A 19,822-nucleotide genomic window follows, 5' to 3' on the forward strand; every position below is an offset into this window, starting at 1 on the left:
GCCCGCTCAGGCGTCGGAGCTGTCGATGCGGCCGTTGAAGCGTTCGAGGAAGGCTGTCTTGTGGCGCGGTTCGACCCGCACCTCAAAACCAGTGCCCTGCTCGGTCGGTTCGTCGCGCGAGATTACCTCGGTATGGGAATGCAGCCAGCCGATGTCACCGCCGGCCGAATGCGGCACATGCACATGATAGGTGCGGCTTTTCTCGCCCAGGGCCGTCTCCATGGCCAGCAGCAGCTCGTCCATGCCCTGCCCGGTCACTGCCGAAACCGGCACGACCTTGGCGACCTTGCCGGCCGGGGTAATGCCGGCCAGCGCGTCTTCGAGCGCCAGCGGCCCCTGCCCCAGCAGATCGATCTTGTTCCAGACCTCGATGATCGGCGTGGTCTCGGGTGAGACGCCAAGATCGGCCAGCACGCCGATCACGTCATGCGCCTGGGCAAGATGGTCGGGATTGGCGACGTCGCGGGCATGCAGGATCACGTCAGCGTCGAGCACCTCTTCGAGCGTGGCGCGGAACGCCGCCACCAGGTCGGTGGGCAGGTCGGCGACGAAGCCCACCGTGTCGCTGAGCATGATCTCGCGGCCATGCGGCAAAGCCAGCTTGCGCACCGTGGTGTCGAGCGTGGCAAACAGCAGGTCCTTGGCGAACACTTCGGCATGCGTCAAGGCATTGAAAATGCTCGATTTACCGGCATTGGTATAGCCAACCAGCGCCACGATCGGCGTGCCGCTGCGCTGCGCCCGCTGCTGCACACGGGTCTTCTTGACCTTGTCCAGCCGGTCTTCGAGCAGCACGATGCGGTCCATGATCTGGCGCCGATCGCTTTCGATCTGGGTTTCGCCGGGGCCGCCCATGAAGCCGCTGCCGCCACTGCCGCGCTGGCGTTCAAGGTGGGTCCAGGACCGGACGAGGCGGCCCTTCTGATAGTTGAGGTGGGCCAGCTCGACCTGCAGCACGCCTTCGCGGGTGGCGGCGCGGTCGCCGAAGATTTCAAGGATCAACCCAGTGCGGTCCAGCACCTTGGCGCCGGTCTCTGTTTCGAGGTTGCGCTGCTGGATGGCGGTCAGCTGGCAGTCGATCAGTAGCAGGTCGATCTTGTCTTCCTTGACCCGTGCCTTGAGCGTCTCGGTGTGGCCGCCGCCGATAAAGGTGGCCGGCTTGATCTCGCGCACCTTGATCACTTCGGAAAAGATCACGTCCAGCGCGATGGCGGCGGCAAGGCCTTCGAATTCGGCCTGCCGTGCATCGATGGCATGGCGCGACTGCTGGCCGCGCGTGTCCGGCACCACGATGCCAACCCGGAATGGCTGGTCGCGCTGATCAATAAACGCCTGCGGGCCGCCCTTGTGGACGGCCCCGTCGTCGTCGTCGAATTCGTTCATGAAAACTCGTTAGTCGCTGTCTTGGTTCTGCTCGGGATCGAACAGCTGGATGGGGGCCCCAGGCATGATCGTCGAGATCGCATGCTTGTAGACCAGCTGCGACTGCGCATCGCGGCGCAGCAGCAGGCAGAAATTGTCAAACCAGGTAATCACACCCTGCAGCTTGACGCCATTCACGAGAAAGATCGTGACGGGTACCTTCTGCTTGCGAACGTGATTGAGGAAGGAGTCCTGGAGGTTTTGTTGCTTTTCGTTCGCCATTTAGGCCTCTTTTTCGCGGCATTGGCTGTCGCTGTTGTCGTGGCGCCGGCGCGCCCGTGGACTGCCGCTCAATCCACTCCGGCATGCATTCACCCCGGATTAACGACTATTGCACAGAACCATTTTCCTGCCTACCCGCGCCGACTGCATGGTAGATCGGTGATATAGTCCTTTCTTCTAGAGCCCAAGCGACTTTATCTTGCGATGCAGGGCGCTGCGCTCCATGCCAACAAATTCGGCGGTCTTGGAGATATTGCCGCCGAACCGCTCGATCTGGGCCAGCAGATATTGCCGCTCGAACACCTCGCGGGCGTCGCGCAGCGGCAGGCTCATCAGATGGGCCGAGGCATCGGTGTCGCCGACTGTTGGCAGCACTTCGCCGATATCGGAGGGTAGCATGGCGGCGGTAATGACGCCGTCCTCGGGCTGCTGGTCCTTCATCAGGATCAGCAGGCGCTCGATGGAGTTGCGCAATTGCCGCGCATTGCCGGGCCATTCCTGGGCCTGCAGCACCGCCATGGCATCCGAACCGACGGCCAGCCGCTGCAGATTGTGCATGCGGGCCACCTGCTCGATGAAGACCTGCACCAAAGGCGGCACGTCCTCGCGCCGCTCCTTGAGCGGGCTCAGGGGCAGCGGCACGATGGACAGGCGATGAAACAGGTCCGAGCGGAATTCGCCGCTCTCGACCTGTGCCGCCACGTTCTGCGAGCTCGAGGCGATAATGCGCACGTCGATGGGCACGGCCTGGGTGCCGCCGACGCGGTTGAAGCGGTTTTCCACCAGGGTGCGCAGCAGCACGGCCTGGGTCGCCGCCGGCAGCGTCGTCACCTCCGACAGGTAAAGCGTGCCGCCATGGGCCTTTTCCAGGGCGCCGACCTCGACCTTGAGGATGCCGGTCTTTTCCCTGATCTCGCGGCCGAACAGCACCACCGAGACCTCCTCGGGGGCATAGAGCGAGGCATTGATCTCGACAAAGGGCGAATCGGCGCGCGGGCTGCGCTGGTGGATCATGCGGGCCACCAGTCCCTTGCCGGCGCCCGAGGGTCCGGAAATGAAGATGCGCGAATTGGTCGGCGCCGATTTCTCGATGATGCCCCGGACGATCTGCAGCGCGCCCGAGGTGCCGACCATGTCGACATTCTTGCTGGACGAGCGCTCGCGCAGTTCGGCCACTTCATTGCGCAGCCGGGTGGCTTCCATGGCGCGCTGGGTGATGTGCAGCAGCCGGTCGATCTTGAACGGCTTTTCGATATAGTCATAGGCGCCGCGCCGGATTGCCGAGACGGCGGTCTCGACATTGCCATGGCCGGAAATCATCACTACGGGCATGTCCGGATGTTGGCTCTGCAGCACGTCGAGCAGTTGCAGGCCATCGAGGCGCGAGCCCTGCATCCAGATGTCGAGAAAGACCAGGCTCGGCCGGCGCCGGGCGATTTCATTGAGACCACTATCGGCGTCATGCGCCTGGCGGGCCTCAAAGCCCTCATCCTCCAGGATGCCGGCGATCAGGTCGCGGATGTCGTCTTCGTCGTCGATGATGAGAATATCAAGGGCCATTACTTGTGAACCGCCGCTGCAACGAGCGGCTCCTCCTGTTGGGCGATTTGGACGGCCGGTTCGGCCGCCGCCTCCGCCACTGACGTATTGTTGGGAGCCTGCAAAGGCAGTGTGAAGGTGACGCAGGCGCCGATGCGCCCGGTGGCGTCCGGCTCGGCATCGATCAGTTCGACGATGCCGCCATGCTGTTCGATGATCCTGGCCACGATGGCCAGCCCCAGTCCGGTGCCCTTCTCGCGTGTGGTCATATAGGGCTCGAGCAGGCGCTGGCGGTTTTCCTTGGGCCAGCCCTTGCCGTTGTCCGATACCGAAATGCGCGCATGGTTGCCCTCGATATGGCCTTCAACGGTGATGGCGGGCTGCAGTTCTTCGCTGCGGTCCACTGCCTCGAAAGCCTCGACGGCGTTCTTGATCAGATTGGTCAGGGTCTGGGAGATCAGCCGGTTGTCGCACCAGGCGAGGATCGGCTCCTCGGGCAGGATGGTGGTGATGGTGATCTCGGGCAGGCGCACGCTTTCCAGGAACACGGCCTGGCGCACCGTGTCTGAGAGGTCGGACATTTCCGGCGCCGCCTCGGGCATGCGGGCAAAGGCGGAGAATTCGTCGACCATGCGGCCGATATCGCCCACCTGACGCACGATGGTATTGATGCACTTGTCGAAAATCTCGCGATCGTCCTCGAGCCGGCTGCCATAGCGGCGGCGCAGGCGTTCGGCCGAGAGCTGGATCGGCGTCAGCGGGTTCTTGATCTCATGGGCGATGCGGCGCGCCACATCGGCCCAGGCGCTGGTGCGCTGCGCCGATTCGAGGTCCGTAATGTCGTCAAAGGTCAGCACATAGCCCTTGGACTCGGTGATCGAGCCCTCGCGCGTCAGCTGCACCTGATAGGTCCGTCGATCGGTTTCGTTGCCCAGATGGATCTGGTCGCGCACCTGGCCGCGCCGGGCCGAGCGGGCGCGTTCGAGAATCGGCGCCAGCTGCGGCATGGCTACCTCGATGCGCTCGCCCATCAGCCCGATTTCGTCGCGCTCGAGCATCTCGCAGGCGCGCGCATTGACCAGCGTCACCGTGCCGAAGGGATCAAGCCCGATAATGCCGGCCGACACGCCTTCCACCACGGCTTCGGTGAACTGGCGGCGCTTCTCGTTCATCTCATTGGCGGTGAGCAGGGCTTCGCGCTGATGTTTAAGTTGCTGGGTCATCCGGTTGAAGCCATTGGACAAGTCGCGCAGATCGCCACGGCCCTCCTGTACCGGGACCCGCACGTCCAGATCGCCGCCACGCACGCGGGTGGAGGCAATCATGAGGTTTCTGATCGGGTCGACGAAGCGGTTGGCCAAGGCGATGCCGATCCACAAGGCCGCCAGCAGCAGCACCACGGCCAAGCCGACATACATGATGGTGAAGGTGATCTGGAAGACCAGGCGATTGGAGGCATATTGGCGGTATTCGGTGATGTTCTCGTCGGTCAGCCGCATATATTCGAGCACTTCAGCTTCCACCGGGCGCGCCACGAAGAGAAAAGTGTCGTCATAGCCGCGCAGCTTGATCACCGAACCGACCAGATTGACGCGCCCCGGCGCAATGGCGGCCGGGACGCCCTCCACCAGCCCGGTGGTGATGCCCTCAGGCAGCGCGGGATAGGCCCCCTGCACGGCGATCTGCGCCCGCATCAGCGTTTCGCCATCGGCCTTGACCAGCGAGGTGAAGGGCAGCGAGCGCGTTACCGCCAGGGCGGTGAGGATGCCCTGGAAACGGGAAGGGTCGGTATCGTAGGTGCTGCGGGCCTGCTCCAACTCGGTGGCGGTCCAGATGATGTCGTCGCGCAGCACCTGGGCGTGCTCGAGCATGTAGGAGCGGGCGACGAGGCGCGAACTCTCCACCATGGCCCTGGTGCGTTCGCTGAACCACTGGTCCAGCCCCTGGTTGAGGGCGATGGTGGCCACCACGGCGACGATGGCGGCGGGAATGGCCGCCACCAAAGCAAACATGGTCACCATGCGGATCTGCATGCCGGCGCCGGCCTGCTTGCGCATGCGGGCCTGGAACAGCAGCATGGCCTCGGTCAGCACCAGGGCGATCATCAGCAGGACCAGCAGGCCGGTGACGATCCAGATCACGGTCCACATTGTGGTCGAGGGTTCGATATTGGTGGTGCCCGACAGGATCAGGAAGGAGATCGAGGACATCAGCACCGAGGCGATGACTACGACAAAGCCGAGCACGCGCAGGGGGGTATTGTTGTGCATGCTGAACAGGGGCGTACGCGCAGGCTTGCCCGCATCGCCCGGCTCGCGCATCGGCTCGTCTTCGATCGCTGTTACTTCACTCATCAATGCCGCAAGGCACTCCATTTCCGCCGCAGGCGGGGAGCCTGCCGCAATTCGGCGGACCCTTCAAGACAAATGTTGCCAAAATGTGACAGTCCGGCTCGGCGGCCGCGCCGCGAAAACGCGCCGGTGGCGCGTTTTCAGAGCCGGACGTCCTGAGAGCTGCGCTCGAAGGGTTACCAGCGCCCGGGCTTAAACCACTCTGAGTGCTGGAGTTCAAGCTCAGGGGCAGAAGAAGCAGGATTCACCGGGTCGCGGCCCCGTCCCCCTCGACAATATCCCCACCAACAGGCACATCTTGTACGTCCGTCAGCACAGAGTCCTCCGGTGTCCGCCCCCGCCCCTGCCCGCGTCGAAGCTGCCAGCCTGGCCGGCATGGGTTTGGGTGTCGCCGCCTATTCGCTGTTTGCCCTGCATGACGCCATGGTCAAGGCGGTGGTCTTCACCCTGCCCGCGCCGCAGATTCTGTTTTTCCGCAGCATGGTGATCATCACCATCTGCCTGGCCATCGGCCGCCGCCAGGTCGTGGTCGATCTCTGGCGCTCGAAGAACCGCATGCTGATCCTGGGGCGCGGCCTCATGACCATGTCGGCCTGGGTGATGTATTACAGCGCCGGGCGCCACCTGCAGCTGGCCGAAATGACGACGCTCTATTATCTCGCGCCGGTGCTGACCACGGTGCTGGCGGTGATCTTCCTGCGCGAGCAACTGACGCTGGCGCGGGTCGGGGGCGCGGCGATCGGCTTTTTCGGCATTATCGTGGCCGCCAATCCAAGCGGCTTTGCCATCGGCTGGCCCGTGCTGATGGTGCTGGCCGCGGCGCTGTGCTGGGCAGTGGCCATGATCCTGATGCGCACCATATCGCGCAGCGACCGCACCCTGGTGCAGGTGCTGGCGCAGAACGGCATCCATTTCGTGCTGATGGGGGCAATCTCGCTGCCGTTCTGGCAGGCCATGGGGCCGCGCGAGATCGCCCTCTGCATCGCGGCGGGCCTCGTGGGCGGCATGGGCCAGTTCACCCTGGTCGAAGCGGCCCGTGCCGTGCCGGCCAGCGTGCTGGGCACGGTGGAATATGGCGCGCTGATGTGGAGCTTCGTCTTCGGCTATCTGTTCTGGGGCGAAATGCCGGCACCCACGGTCTATGTGGGCGCCTTCTTCGTGGTGGCCGCCGGGTTGATGCTGGCGCTGAGCGAGCGCCGCCACCGGCGGGAAATCATCGACGCGCCCTAGAGCGTTTTCAGCAAAAGTGGCTCCACTTTTGCGGTTCGAAAACGCGACAAACCAAAGAGCTAGAGCGATTGAGACGTTTCTTAGAAACGGTGAAATGCTCTAGCGGGCGGACCTCAGCTGCGCCGGCTGTGCTTGACGATCTCGATGCTGTGCGTGCGGATCTTCTTGCGCAGGGTATTGCGGTTGAGGCCGAGCAGGTCTGCCGCCTTGATCTGGTTGCCGCCACAGGCATTGAGCGCCATGGCGATCAGGGGCGCTTCGACCTTGTCGATCACCCGCTGGTAGAGGCCCGGTGGCGGCAGGTTGGGCTCATATTCGCGCAATACCTGCCCGACATGGGTTTCAACCGCCATGGACACGTCCACCGGCCCGGTGGAGCCGGTCGAGGACGGCCGCTCGACAATGTTGAGCTCGTTCTGCACGATCTCGGCCGAGATGCTCTCATCGGCATAGAGCGCTGACAGGCGCCGCACCAGGTTTTCCAGCTCACGCACATTGCCCGGCCAGGAATAGGCCTGCATCAGCTTGATGGCTTCGGGCGAGATCGACTTGATCGCCTCGCCTTCGCGCTGCGCCACCTTGAGGAAATGCTGCGCAAGGTCGCCGACATCGTCGATGCGCTCGCGCAGTGGCGGCAGCCGGATCGGCACCACGTTGAGGCGATAGTAGAGATCCTCGCGGAACAGGCCCTGGCGGATCATCTGGCTGAGATCGCGATGGGTAGCGGCGACGATGCGCACATTGGTCTTGATAGAGGATCGACCGCCGACCATGGTATATTCGCCCTCCTGCAGCACGCGCAGCAGGCGGGTCTGGGCATCCATCGGCATGTCGCCGATCTCGTCGAGAAACAGCGTGCCACCCTCGGCCTGCTCGAAGCGGCCGGACGAGCGGGTATTGGCGCCGGTAAAGGCCCCTTTTTCATGCCCGAACAGTTCGGCCTCGATCAGGTCGCGCGGGATGGCGGCCATGTTAATGGCGACGAAAGGCCCGTTGCGGCGCTTGCCGAAGTCATGCAGGGCCCGGGCCACCAGTTCCTTGCCGGTGCCGCTCTCGCCGGTGATCATCACCGTGAGGTCGGTCTGCATCAGCCGCGCCAAAGCCCGGTAGATGTCCTGCATGGCGGTCGAGCGGCCGACCAGCGGCATGGTCTCGCCGGGCTCCTCGGCCTGGCGGTCGGCATTAGTGGGCTTTTTGGCGTCGGCCAGGGCGCGCGCCACCACCGAGAGCACCTCGGTAATGTCGAAGGGCTTGGGCAGGTATTCATAGGCGCCCACTTCAGACGCGCGGATGGCGGTCATGAAGGTATTCTGCGCTGACATCACGATCATGGGCAGCTCGGGACGGAGCTTCTTGATCTTGGGCATGACCTCGAAGGCATTGCCGTCGGGCATGGCCACGTCGGTGATCAGGATATCGCCCTCGCCCCGGCTGACCCAATTCCACATGGTGGAGATATTGCCGGTGGGGCGCACCTCATAGCCGGCGCGGGTCAGGGCCTGGTTGAGCACCATGCGGATAGCCGCATCATCATCGGCGAGCAGGACAACATGGCTCATTGTGCCATTCCCTCTTCTTCTGGAATTTGAAAGACCCCGCTCGCAACGGGAAGGAGTATGCGGAACTTGGTGCGGCCCGGCCGGCTGTCGCAATCGATGACGCCGCCATGGTCGCCGACGATCTTGGCCACCAAAGCCAGGCCCAGGCCCGAGCCGTTCTGCTTGGTGGTGACGAAGGGATCAAACAGGAAAGGCAGGATGTCGGGCGGCACGCCCGGACCATTGTCCTCGATGGTGATTTCGAGCGGCAGCGAAATGCGTTCGGAGACGCCCATCACGGCGATGCGGATGCCCGGCCGGAAGGCGGTCGAGAACTTGATCTCGGGGTTCTGCGTGCGGTCCAGTGATTCCGAGGCGTTCTTGACCAGGTTGAGGAAGACCTGGATCAGCTGGTCGCGGTTGCCATAGACCGGCGGCAGCGACGGATCATATTCTTCGGCAAAGGCGATGCCGCGGGCGACGCCATTGCGCGCCAGCAGCTTCACCCGGTCGAGGATGACGTGGATATTGATGGGTTCGCGCTCCATCGGGCGCTCGTCGCCGAACACCTCCACCCGGTCGATCAGGTGGACGATGCGATCGGTTTCTTCGCGGATCAGCCGGGCCAGCGGCACCTCGTCGCTGGTGACGGTCTGTTCCAGCAGTTGCGCCGCGCCACGAATGCCCGAAAGCGGGTTCTTGATTTCGTGCGCCAGCATGGAGGCCAGGCCCGTGACCGAGCGCGCCGCGCCGCGCGACACCATCTGCCGATCGATCTTGTCGGCCATGGTGCGCTCCTGGATCAGCAGCGCAATACGGCCATCGCTGTCCGAGAGTGGGCTGGCGAAGACATCGGCCACGCGCTCGTCGCCAAAGCGGGAGGAGCCGACCCGGACGCGATATTCGGTCATCGGCGCGCGCCGCAAAGCCACGGTTTCCACCAGGCTGATGATGGGGGAGCCAAAGGCGATCAGGTCATCGAGCTTCTGGCGCACCAGCACGCTCAGCGAGGCGCCGAAAAACGCCTCGGCTGCATAGTTCACGAAGACGATCTGGCGGTCTTCGCCACAGACGATGATCGGCTGCGGCAGCGCCTGCAGCACGGCCGACGAGGCCACTTCCGACACGCCGCGCTTGGCCTGTTCCACACTCATGCTGCCGCTTTCCGGTCATCGGCAAAGATCGAGCGGATCATGCTCAGCACCTCGGCCGGGGTTTCACTGTTGAGGAGCGCCGTGCGTACCGGCTTGTCGAGCGCGATGCCGGCAGCCTCGGCATACCAGCCCAGATGCTTGCGGGCGGCGCGCAGGCCAACGGCAATGCCATATTCGCCCAGCATGTCTTCGTAATGCTCTGTGATCAGCGCCACCAGGGCCGCGCCCTGCGGCGCTGGCGCGGCCACCTGCCCCGCCAGGCCCGCGCCGATCTGGCCGACCCGCCAGGGCTGGCCCTGGGCCCCGCGTCCGAGCATGACGGCGGCGGCGCCCGACAGCAGCAGCGCCTCGCGCGCCGCCGCCAGGTCGGTGATGTCGCCATTGACCACGACGGGCACGTCGACGGCGTCGACCACGGCCCGCACCAGCTCCCAGCGGGCGCTGCCCTTGTAGATTTGCTGGCGCGTGCGGCCGTGCACGGAAATCATCTGCACGCCGGCATCGACCGCCCGACGCGCCATGTCGGCGGCATTGAGACTGTCATCGTCCCAGCCCAGCCGCATCTTGACCGTCACCGGCAGCGGCGTCGCCGCGACCACGGCATCGACCAGCCGCATGGCCTGGTCGGGCACGCGCATCAGCGCCGAACCGGCAAAACCATTGGTCACCCGCTTGGACGGGCAACCGAAATTGATATCGATGATGTCGGCGCCGGCGTCATGCGCCAGCTTGGCGCCACGGGTCATCCACTCGGCCTCGCAGCCGGCCAGCTGCACCATGTGTGGCAGGCGCGCGGGCTTGCCCAGGCGGCGGGTCATTTCCTTGTTGCCGGTCGCCAGGGCGTTGCTGGCGATCATCTCGGACACCACCATGCCGGCGCCGTGCCGTTCGGCCTGCTTGCGGAAGGCCAGGTCGGTAATGCCGGCCATCGGGGCGAGAAAGGCACTGTTGTGCGCCAGATGGCTTCCGATGCTTAACTTGCAGGCACCTTCAGACACAAAACTGCCCCAGAAATGGTCAACGACAAAAATATGCCCGCACAATAGTCAAAAGCGCTTCGTGCGCAATCCCCTTTATAGGCATAGTGCGCGTTCGGCAGCCCTGCACTTGCCGCATAAGTAAGCCAGCGCTAGACCAGCTTTATGTGACTGTTTCTTGTCCGAGTACGCCGCTCCATGAATGAAAAATCCATTGCCGTGATCATCGTGGCGGCCGGCAAGGGAGAGCGCGCCAACCCGGACACGACGGCAGATCCCAAGCAATATCGCCCGATCGGCGGCGTGCCGGTGCTCAGCCGCACCATTGGCGCCTTCCTGTCCCATCCCCAGGTCACTTCCGTGCTGACCGTCATTCACGCCGACCATGCCGAACGCTTTGCCGCGCTTGGTCTGTCCGATGCGCGGCTGCTGCCGCCCGTCACCGGCGGCAGCGACCGGCAGGCTTCGGTGCTGGCGGGGCTGCAGGCCCTGGCGCCGCAGCGACCCGACCTGGTGCTGATCCAGGACGCGGCACGGCCCTTTGCTTCGCCAGAGGTGATCGACAATGTCATTGCCGCGCTTGAACAGCATGATGGCGCCCTGCCCGTGGCAGCGGTCACCGATACGATCAAGCGCTCGCTCGATGGCCAGCGGGTCGCGACGACCGAGGATCGCAGCCAGCTGTTTGCCGCGCAGACGCCGCAGGGCTTTCGCTTCGGCCAGGTGTTCTCGGCCCATATGCGCGCCTCAACCATCCGCCGGCAGTTCACCGACGATGCCGAGATCGCCGAATGGGCGGGGCTGCGCGTCGCCATGGTTGGCGGGCACCGCGACAATATCAAGATCACCCATCCCGAGGATTTCGCCCGGGCCGAACGCCTGCTGGCTGGAGACGTGACCATGGAAACCCGCATCGGCACCGGCTTTGATGTCCATTCCTTCGAGCCGGGCGACCATGTCTGGCTGGGCGGCGTGCGCATTCCCTATAAATTCAAGCTCAATGGCCATTCCGATTCCGACGTCGCCCTGCATGCGCTGACCGACGCGCTCTATGGCGCCATCGGCGCCGGCGATATCGGCGTGCATTTCCCGCCCAGCGACATGCAGTGGAAAGGCGCCGCCTCTCCCCTCTTTCTCAAGCATGCCGGCGATCTGGTCGCCCAGGCCGGTGGCCGCATCGTCAATCTGGACGTGACAATCGTCTGCGAAGGACCCAAGATTGCCCCGCACGTGCCGGCAATGCGGGGGATCATTGCGCAGACACTGGGCATTGCGCCTGCCCGCATCGCGGTCAAGGCGACGACAAGTGAGAAGCTCGGCTTTACCGGGCGCGAGGAGGGTATTGTGGCCATGGCGAGTGCAAGCATCGAAGTGCCGAGGGTCGATTGATGGCCCCTAAACCGACGACTACAGACCAAACCGATCCCGCCCAGCAGGTGATCACCCTGCTCAGCGCGGCCGGCAAGACCATCGTCACCGCCGAAAGCTGCACCGGCGGCCTGATCGCCGCGGCGCTGACCGACATTCCCGGCTCATCAAGCGCGTTTTTCGGCGGCTATGTCACCTATGCCAATGAGGCCAAGTCGCGCATGATCCATGTGCAGGCGCGCCTGATCCGCGACTATGGTGCGGTCAGCAACCAGGTGGCCCGGGCCATGGCCGACGGCGCCCGCAACACCGCCCATGCCGATTACGCCGTGGCGGTAACCGGCATTGCCGGCCCTGACGGCGGAACGGACAAGAAGCCCGTCGGGCTGGTCTATGTGGCGGTCTCGACCGAACTGGCTACCGTGGTCATCGAGCATCAGTTCGGCGATCTGGGCCGGGCGGAGATCCGCCAGGCCAGCGTCAAGGCGGCACTTGATCTGGTGCTGCAGGTGCTGGCCAGCGCCTAGCCAAACCTGCGGTCGGCCTCGTCGCTGAAGGCTTGCATGATCTCTTCCTGCTTGGCGGCAAAGGCCGGCTCGGCAATGGCGGCAACGAAGGGATTGGAGATCTTGAAGTCGATCTCGAAGCGGACCCGCGTGCCCATGCCCTCGGGCTCGAAGCGCCAGAGGCTGTCTAGATAGGCAAAGGGGCCGTCCACGGCCTTGGCCGCGATGGTCAGCGCCGCTGCGTCGGCGGTCACCCGGCTGGTATAGGCCTGGGTGATCGGGCCGAAGCTCAGCGTCATCCTGGCCAGCTGCGTCCTGCCATCGGCGGCCGGATCGGGCCGGACCTCCATGGCCCGGCAATTGGCGATAAAGCGCGGATAATCCTCGAGATCGGCGACGATCTCGAACATGCGCTGCGGCAGATGCGGCACGTGCCGCTCAAAGAAACGTTTCATCAGTGACCGAGCTTTGCCATCCGGGCCGCCTTGAGAGCAGCGAAATCCTCGCCGGCATGGTGCGACGAGCGCGTCAGCGGGCTCGACGACACCAGCGAGAAGCCCTTGGCCGTGGCGACGGTGGCATAGGACTTGAATTCGTCTGGCGTGACGAAGCTGATCAGGGGCGTGTGCTTCTTGGTCGGCTGCAGATACTGGCCGATGGTGAGGAAGTCGACGTCGGCGGTGCGCAGGTCGTCCATCAGCGCCAGCACTTCGTTGCGCTCCTCGCCCAGGCCCACCATGATGCCCGACTTGGTGAACATGGTGGGGTCGAGTTCCTTGACCCGCTGCAGCAGCCGGATCGAATGGAAGTAACGGGCGCCGGGGCGCACCTTGAGATATTTCGACGGCACGGTTTCGAGGTTGTGATTGAACACGTCCGGCTTGGCGGCCACGACGATCTCCAGGGCCCCCTCCTTGCGCAGGAAGTCGGGCGTCAGGATTTCGATCGTGGTGCGCGGGTTGCGCGCCCTTATGGCCAGGATCACGTCGGCAAAGTGCTGCGCCCCACCATCGGCCAGGTCGTCGCGGTCGACCGAGGTGATCACCACATGCTGCAGGCCGAGCTTTTGCACGGCCAAAGCGACATTTTCGGGCTCGCGCGGATCGAGCGGCCCGGGCATGCCGGTGCGCACATTGCAGAAGGCGCAGGCGCGGGTGCAGATCTCGCCCATGATCATCATGGTGGCGTGCTTCTTGCTCCAGCATTCCCCGATATTGGGGCAGCCGGCTTCCTCGCAGACCGTCACCAGGCCGTGCTCGCGCACGATGGCCTGGGTTTCCTTGTAGACCGGCGAGCCCGGCGCGCGGACGCGGATCCAGTCGGGCTTGCGCAGCACGACGCTGTCGGGCCGGTTGGCCTTTTCAGGGTGCCGCGGCTTGAGCGCGGAATTGTCTATGAGCGTAACCACTTTAGGTCCTGACTGGGCAGTGTGCCCGTTATATCGCTCCCGAGGGACGCCAGTTCAACCCGGTCTTTTTGCTTAAGGCGCCGTCGTCTATTGCATGATCTCGGCGATTTCGACCCAGTCGCCGCCGCGCGAGGCCGAGAGAATGGTCGCCTGCACCAGCGCCAGCGAATGCAGGTTATCCGCGCCCGAGCTGAAGCGGGCCGGAACCGTGCCGGTCTCGATCACCTTGGCGATGGCGCCCAGCGTGCCCCGGCGGTCGGCCAGCTCGATCGGCGCGAGATCGGTCGGCACCAGCGCCTGGTCGCGCTCGCGCAGCGCCAGCCGGTCCGGCCCGGCCACGCCCATGAAATGGTCGCGCGAGCTCCAGATGATCTCGCCTTCCGAGCAGTCCATGGTCCATTCGCCGGCCCAGGGCGTGACCGGCCCGCTGCTCATCCAGGAGCCGCGATAGGAGACGATGGTGCCCTTTTCGAATTCCAGCGTCGCCACCCCGATGGGGTGGAAGTTGAACGGGCTGCCCACCGGATTCCAGGTGCGGCAGGAGACGCGCTTGGGCTCGTCGCCCAGCACCATGCGCATCAGGTCGAAATGGTGGATCGACATATCCGCCAGCAGCGGATCGGGCATGTCCCAATAGCGATAGCCCTGGCTGGGCGCATGGCGACGAAAATCGATCGACACCAGGTTGACCGGGCCGAACTTGCCGGCCCCGACCAGTTCGGCGGCGGCGATCGGCGCCGGCTGGAAGCGATAGTTCTGGCTGACCATCAGCACCCTGCCCCGTTCCCGCGCCAGAGCCACCAGTTCCTTGGCCTGAGCAATGGTCGAGGCAAAGGGTTTTTCGACGATGACATTGAGCCCCAGCTCAAGGCACTGCTTGACCACCGGGTAATGCGCCTCGGTGCGCAGGGTGCAGATTGCCAGGTCCGGCTCGACGGCCTGCAGCGCCGCGTCCAGGCTCAAAAAGCACTTGGACTCGGCAATGCCGAGCTCGGCCTGCACCCGTGCCAGCGCCTCGGGATTGGAATCCACATAGCCCACCATCTCAACAGTGGGAACATTGGGGATAACTTCCTTGGTCCAGCTGAATCCCCAGTGTCCCAGCCCAACCTGAATAGCTTTGACCATGTGGATAACTCCTTGAAAACCTGTGGAAGCAGTGTGGATAAACCGGCGATTACATGTTCAGCGCGCGGCCATAGGCGTCCAGCACGCTTTCCTTCATCGTCTCGCTGAGCGTGGGATGCGGGAAAATGGTGTGCATCAGCTCTTCCTCGGTGGTTTCGAGGTTCATGGCGATGACAAAGCCCTGGATCAGCTCGGTGACTTCCGCGCCCACCATGTGTGCGCCGAGCAGTTCGCCGGTCTTGGCATCGAAAATGGTCTTGACCAGCCCGTCGGGCTCGCCAAGGGCGATGGCCTTGCCATTGCCGATGAAGGGGAAGCGGCCGACCTTGATCTCGCGGCCGGTCTCCTTGGCCTTGGCCTCGGTCAGGCCGACGCTGGCCACCTGCGGCTCGCAATAGGTGCAGCCTGGCACCAAAAGCTTGTTGAGCCCATGCACCTTCATGCCGGCAATCTTTTCGACCGTGATCACCGCCTCATGCTCGGCCTTGTGCGCCAGCATGGGTGGGCCGGCGACGTCGCCAATAGCCCAGATGCCGGCGACATTGGTCGCGCCATAACCATCGATGACAATGGCGCCGCGCTCGGTTTTGACGCCGACATTTTCGAGGCCGATGCCCTCGATATTGCACATCACCCCGACAGCCGAGATCAGCTTGTCACCGGCGATCTGCTGCTTGCTGCCATCCTTGAGCACGACATGGGCCACGACGCCGGCGCCTGACTTGTCGACCTTTTCCACCTTGGTGTCGGTGAGGATCTTGATGCCGCGCTTTTCGAGGCGCTTGCGCGCCAAGGCGGAAATCTCGGCATCTTCCACCGGCATGATCTGCGGCAGCAGCTCGATCACGGTCACTTCCGCGCCCATGGAGCTGTAGAAGGAGGCGAACTCGACGCCGATGGCGCCCGAGCCCATGACGACCAGGCTCTTGGGCATTTCGGCGGGCTTCATCGCCTCGAAATAGGTCCAGATCTTGTCGCCATCCGGCTCGATGCCGGGCAGCACGCGTGGCCGCGCGCCGGTAGCGATGATGATGTTCTTGGCCTTGTAGGTGCCCTCGCCCAGCGCATTCTTGGGGGGCGGCACCTGCGGCTGCACGATGGCCTTCTTGGTCGGCGCGACAGTGACTTCACCGGGCTTGGTGATGACGGCCTCGCCCCAAATGATGTCGACCTTGTTCTTCTTCATCAGGAACTGCACGCCGTTGTTCATCTGCGCCGCTATGGCGCGTGAACGTTTGACCACGCCGTCGATGTCGAAGCCGAACTTTTCCGCCGTCAGGCCATAGTCCTTGGCATGGGTCATGTGGCCATAGACTTCGGCCGAACGCAGCAGCGCCTTGGTCGGGATGCAGCCCCAGTTCGAGCAAATGCCAGCCATGTGCTCGCGCTCGATAATGCCCACTTTCATGCCCAGCTGCGCGCCACGAATGGCGGCAATATAGCCGCCGGGACCGGCGCCGATAACGAGAAGATCGTATTGGTCAGCCATTTGGGCCTCCAGAAAAGTCGCGGGAATGATTGGTTGGCTGGGTCAAAGGCCCAGCATGGATGTGACGACGGGTACCAGGGCAACCCCGATGGCCCGCGTGTTCTTGGCGTCGAGGTGCACGCCGTCTTCCGGATCGGCCTGGGCCACGGTGGAGGCGTCAAAGAAGCCGGTATCCCACTCTTCGGCGCGACGGGCATAGTGGGCGGCAAACTGGCTCGATTGCTCAAGGCCATGGGCCAGGCCGCCAAAGTGACCCATCATGTCGGCATTTTCGCTCTGGCAGAGCAGCGGCGGGGCGATCAGCAGGATTTTCGGCGCCGTTTCGTCCTTGCCGGCATAGTGGCCGCGGATGATCTGCACCAGGCGGCGCATGCCGAATGAGGCTTCCAGCGCCGAGCCGCAGATGGCCGGCTTGATGTCATTGGTGCCCAGCATGATGATGACGAGGTCGAGCGGGCTGTGGCTTTCGAGCAGCGTGGGCAGGATGCGGGCGCCATTGCGGTCGGCATTGGCGTACCAGTCGTCCGACACCGTGGTGCGCCCGCCCAGCCCCTCGGCAATCACCCGGACCTTGCCGGCCAGCCCGGCTTCGAGCACGCTCGGCCAGCGGTCCGCATAGGCATGGCGCGCACCGCCGGTCGGATTGGCCCCAAAGGTCAGACTGTCGCCATAGGCCAGAATGGTTTTCATGGAGCCAGGCCCTCCTAGGCCAGCATCATCACGGGATTTTCGATCAGCCCCTTGAACACGCCGAGCACTTCGGCGCCCAGGGCACCGTCGACGGCACGGTGATCGCAGCTCAGCGTCACGGTCATGAACTGACCGATCTTGATCTCGCCCTTGTCGGCAAAGACGCGTTCTTCACCCACGCCCACGGCCAGGATCGTGCCATGCGGCGGGTTGATGACGGCCGAAAAGCTGGTAATGCCGAACATGCCCAGATTGGAGACCGAGGAGGCCCCGCCCTGATATTCATGCGGGGCGAGCTTCTTGGACTTGGCGCGCGTCGCCAGATCCTTCACCGTCTCGGAAATCTCGCGCAGGGTCAGCGTGTCGCAGCCCTTGACCACCGGGGTGAAGAGGCCACCCGGTACCGCCACGGCGACCGCCACGTCACTGCGCTTGTGATACAAAATGCTGTCGCCGGCCCAGGTGGCATTGGCCAGCGGCACGCGCTGCAGGGCCACGGCCCAGGCCTTCATGACGAAATCATTGACCGAAAGCTTGTAGCCCGGCTTGCCGTCCTTGCCCTTGGGCGCGGCGGCATTGATCTGCTCGCGCGCCGCCATCAGGGCGTCGATGCGGCAGTCCAGGTTGAGATAGAAGTGCGGCACCGTCTGCTTGGATTCGGTGAGGCGTGCGGCCACGACCTTGCGCATGCCGTCGTTCGGCACGAGCTCGTATGTGCCTTCTTCATAGAGCGCCAGGACCTGGGCCTTGGTCATGCCGGTGGCGGCAGCGCCACCCGATGCCGGAGCACTGGCGGTGGCCGTTGCAGCGGCCTTGAGCGGGGTTGCGCCCGACTTGGCAGCGACCACGTCGGACTTGACGACGCGGCCCTTGGGACCAGTGCCCGAAATGGCGGCAACATCAATGCCGGCATCCTTGGCCATGCGGCGGGCCAGCGGCGATGCGAAGACCTTGCCACCAGCGGCCTTTGGCGCAGGCGCCGCATCAGCCGGCTTGGCCGGTGCCGGGTCGGCCTTGGCCGTGGGCGCCGTCTGCGTTGCTGCGTTGGCTTCCTTGATGGCGCCGGCATCAGCCTTGGCTGGCTCGGCCGCATTTGGCGCTTCGGCCTTGGGGGCCGCTTCTGCCTTTGGCGCAGCCATGTCGCCGGCGCTTTCGCCGTCCTGCAGCAGGACCGCAATCACCGCGTTGACCTTCACATTGTCGGTGCCTTCGGGCACCACGATCTTGCCGATCTTGCCCTCGTCGACGGCCTCGACTTCCATCGTGGCCTTGTCGGTTTCGATCTCGGCGATCACGTCGCCGGAGGAGACGGTGTCGCCCTCCTTGACGTGCCACTTGGCAAGCTTGCCCTCTTCCATCGTCGGAGAGAGCGCCGGCATGGTGATATCAATTGGCATCCCGGTTCTCCTTACGAGCGATAGGTCACAGCATTGACCGCCGCAATCACGTCATCGACATGCGGCAAAGCCAGCTTTTCGAGGTTTGCCGCATAGGGCATGGGCACGTCCTTGCCGGTCACGCGCATGACCGGCGCATCGAGATAGTCGAAGGCCTGTTCCATGACGCGGGCCGAGAGCTCGGCACCGATGCCGCCCTGCGGCCAGCCTTCTTCCACCGTGACGAGGCGACCGGTCTTCTTGACCGATTCGATGACGGTATCGCTGTCGAGTGGCCGCAATGTGCGCAGGTCGATCAGTTCGACATCGACGCCCGCCGCCACCAGCTTTTCGGTGGCCTGGGTGGCGTAGCGCATGCCCATGGAGAACGAGACGATCGTCACGTCGGCGCCCTTGCGGGCGATGCGGGCCTTGCCGATGGGCAGCAGGAAATCGTCCATCTTGGGGACGAGGCCGGTCGAGCCGTAGAGGATTTCGTTCTCGAGGAAGATGACCGGGTTGGGCGAGCGGATGGCGGCCTTGAGCAGGCCCTTGGCATCGGCCGCGCTATAGGGCGCGATCACCGTCAGGCCGGGAATGTGGCTGTACCAGGCCGAATAGTCCTGGCTGTGCTGGGCGCCGACGCGCGAGGCCACGCCATTGGGGCCGCGGAACACCATGGGCGCCGTCACCTGGCCGCCCGACATATAGAGCTGCTTGGCCGCCGAGTTGATGATCTGGTCGATCGCCTGCATGGCAAAGTTCCAGGTCATGAATTCCACGATCGGCTTGAGGCCGGCAAAGGCGGCGCCGACCGCCAGGCCGGCAAAGCCGTGCTCGGTGATCGGGGTATCGATGATGCGCTCGGGCCCGAATTCCTGCAGCAGGTTCTGGGTGATCTTGTAGGCGCCTTGATATTCAGCGACTTCCTCGCCGATGACGAAGACGTCTTTGTCGCGGCGCAGCTCTTCGGCCATGGCCTCGTTGAGCGCCTGGCGCACGGTCATCTCGACCATTTCGACGCCGGCGGGCAGGTCGGGATCGTCCTGCGCCATGAATTTGGGGGCTTCGGCAGCAGGCGCCTTGGCCTCAGCTGGTACGGTTGCAGCAGCAGGCGCCTCGGCGACGGGCGCTGCGCTCGTGGTCTGCTCGGCTACCTTGGGCGCGGTCTCGCCGGCGGTTTCGCCCTCCGCCAGCACCATGGCGATCGGCGTGTTGACCTTGACGCCCTCGGAGCCCTCGGCCACCAGCAGTTCGGTGACCAAGCCCTCGTCGACCGACTCGACTTCCATGGTCGCCTTGTCGGTCTCGATCTCGGCGAGCACATCACCGGACTTGACGGTATCGCCGACCTTGACGAGCCACTTGGAGAGTTTCCCCTCTTCCATGGTCGGCGACAAAGCGGGCATCAGGATTTGAGGCAT

17 protein-coding genes are annotated in these 19,822 nt (G+C 64.3%); 3 read left to right on the forward strand and 14 right to left on the reverse strand.

The window, feature by feature from the left end; genetic code table 11:
- Window positions 1-6: 6 nt before the first annotated feature.
- From hflX to GDR53_RS18935, 4 genes are all read right to left on the reverse strand, one after another.
- Entirely contained in the window at window positions 7-1,383 is a 1,377-nt protein-coding gene (gene hflX, locus GDR53_RS18920; RefSeq protein ID WP_193335963.1) for a GTPase HflX, read from the reverse strand.
- 9 nt (window positions 1,384-1,392) lie between these two features.
- Window positions 1,393-1,644, reverse strand: a complete 252-nt coding sequence (gene hfq / locus GDR53_RS18925; RefSeq protein ID WP_193335964.1) for an RNA chaperone Hfq — start codon at window positions 1,642-1,644, stop codon at window positions 1,393-1,395.
- A gap of 177 nt (window positions 1,645-1,821) precedes the next feature.
- On the reverse strand, window positions 1,822-3,204 hold the full coding sequence (gene ntrX / locus GDR53_RS18930; RefSeq protein WP_193335965.1) for a nitrogen assimilation response regulator NtrX: 1,383 nt from the start codon (window positions 3,202-3,204) through the stop codon (window positions 1,822-1,824).
- Window positions 3,204-5,537, reverse strand: coding sequence for a sensor histidine kinase NtrY-like (locus GDR53_RS18935; protein WP_193335966.1), 2,334 nt, complete (start codon window positions 5,535-5,537; stop codon window positions 3,204-3,206). Before GDR53_RS18935 ends, ntrX begins: the two co-directional genes overlap by 1 nt.
- 324 nt (window positions 5,538-5,861) lie before the next feature.
- Here GDR53_RS18935 and GDR53_RS18940 point away from each other — a divergent pair, with 324 nt between their 5' ends.
- Window positions 5,862-6,764: a DMT family transporter gene (locus GDR53_RS18940; RefSeq protein WP_193335967.1), complete on the forward strand. Its 903-nt coding sequence runs from the start codon at window positions 5,862-5,864 to the stop codon at window positions 6,762-6,764.
- Between the two features lie 113 nt (window positions 6,765-6,877).
- Here GDR53_RS18940 and ntrC read toward each other — a convergent pair whose 3' ends face one another.
- Genes ntrC through dusB form a run of 3 tightly spaced genes read right to left on the reverse strand, consistent with a single transcriptional unit; the run spans window position 6,878 to window position 10,454 of the window.
- Window positions 6,878-8,323: a nitrogen regulation protein NR(I) gene (ntrC, locus tag GDR53_RS18945; RefSeq protein WP_193335968.1), complete on the reverse strand. Its 1,446-nt coding sequence runs from the start codon at window positions 8,321-8,323 to the stop codon at window positions 6,878-6,880.
- Window positions 8,320-9,456 carry a two-component system sensor histidine kinase NtrB gene (locus tag GDR53_RS18950; RefSeq protein WP_193335969.1) on the reverse strand — a complete coding sequence of 379 codons (1,137 nt, stop codon included), beginning with the start codon at window positions 9,454-9,456 and terminating at the stop codon, window positions 8,320-8,322. The genes ntrC and GDR53_RS18950 overlap by 4 nt, the downstream gene beginning before the upstream one ends.
- A complete protein-coding gene (dusB, locus tag GDR53_RS18955) occupies window positions 9,453-10,454 on the reverse strand; it encodes a tRNA dihydrouridine synthase DusB (protein ID WP_210321365.1) in 1,002 nt (333 codons plus the stop codon). The genes GDR53_RS18950 and dusB overlap by 4 nt, the downstream gene beginning before the upstream one ends.
- 177 nt (window positions 10,455-10,631) lie before the next feature.
- On the opposite strand from dusB, the gene GDR53_RS18960 reads away from it, so the two are divergent.
- Both GDR53_RS18960 and GDR53_RS18965 read left to right on the forward strand, forming a co-directional pair.
- The gene (locus GDR53_RS18960; RefSeq protein ID WP_193335970.1) at window positions 10,632-11,822 is read left to right on the forward strand and encodes a bifunctional 2-C-methyl-D-erythritol 4-phosphate cytidylyltransferase/2-C-methyl-D-erythritol 2,4-cyclodiphosphate synthase; all 1,191 of its coding nucleotides are present in this window, start codon (window positions 10,632-10,634) and stop codon (window positions 11,820-11,822) included.
- Entirely contained in the window at window positions 11,822-12,328 is a 507-nt protein-coding gene (locus tag GDR53_RS18965; protein WP_193335971.1) for a CinA family protein, read from the forward strand. Before GDR53_RS18960 ends, GDR53_RS18965 begins: the two co-directional genes overlap by 1 nt.
- On the opposite strand, the gene GDR53_RS18970 is transcribed toward GDR53_RS18965, so the two are convergent.
- The 7 genes from GDR53_RS18970 to GDR53_RS19000 all read right to left on the reverse strand — a co-directional run bounded on the left by GDR53_RS18970 (window position 12,325) and on the right by GDR53_RS19000 (window position 19,822).
- Window positions 12,325-12,762 (reverse strand): type II toxin-antitoxin system RatA family toxin, encoded by a 438-nt coding sequence (locus GDR53_RS18970; RefSeq protein WP_193335972.1) that lies wholly within the window; start codon window positions 12,760-12,762, stop codon window positions 12,325-12,327. The genes GDR53_RS18965 and GDR53_RS18970 overlap by 4 nt on opposite strands.
- Window positions 12,762-13,715, reverse strand: coding sequence for a lipoyl synthase (gene lipA / locus GDR53_RS18975; protein ID WP_193335973.1), 954 nt, complete (start codon window positions 13,713-13,715; stop codon window positions 12,762-12,764). Before lipA ends, GDR53_RS18970 begins: the two co-directional genes overlap by 1 nt.
- A gap of 87 nt (window positions 13,716-13,802) precedes the next feature.
- A complete protein-coding gene (locus GDR53_RS18980; protein ID WP_193335974.1) occupies window positions 13,803-14,843 on the reverse strand; it encodes a Gfo/Idh/MocA family protein in 1,041 nt (346 codons plus the stop codon).
- A gap of 49 nt (window positions 14,844-14,892) precedes the next feature.
- Window positions 14,893-16,332 (reverse strand): dihydrolipoyl dehydrogenase, encoded by a 1,440-nt coding sequence (gene lpdA, locus GDR53_RS18985; protein ID WP_193335975.1) that lies wholly within the window; start codon window positions 16,330-16,332, stop codon window positions 14,893-14,895.
- A 42-nt stretch (window positions 16,333-16,374) separates the two neighbouring features.
- Complete coding sequence (locus tag GDR53_RS18990) at window positions 16,375-17,022, reverse strand: SGNH/GDSL hydrolase family protein (protein ID WP_193335976.1); 648 nt, start codon at window positions 17,020-17,022, stop codon at window positions 16,375-16,377.
- 14 nt (window positions 17,023-17,036) lie between these two features.
- The gene (locus tag GDR53_RS18995) at window positions 17,037-18,419 is read right to left on the reverse strand and encodes a pyruvate dehydrogenase complex dihydrolipoamide acetyltransferase (protein ID WP_193335977.1); all 1,383 of its coding nucleotides are present in this window, start codon (window positions 18,417-18,419) and stop codon (window positions 17,037-17,039) included.
- A gap of 11 nt (window positions 18,420-18,430) precedes the next feature.
- Window positions 18,431-19,822 (reverse strand): pyruvate dehydrogenase complex E1 component subunit beta, encoded by a 1,392-nt coding sequence (locus GDR53_RS19000; RefSeq protein WP_193335978.1) that lies wholly within the window; start codon window positions 19,820-19,822, stop codon window positions 18,431-18,433.

The organism is Devosia beringensis, from assembly GCF_014926585.1.
Taxonomy (GTDB): domain Bacteria; phylum Pseudomonadota; class Alphaproteobacteria; order Rhizobiales; family Devosiaceae; genus Devosia; species Devosia beringensis.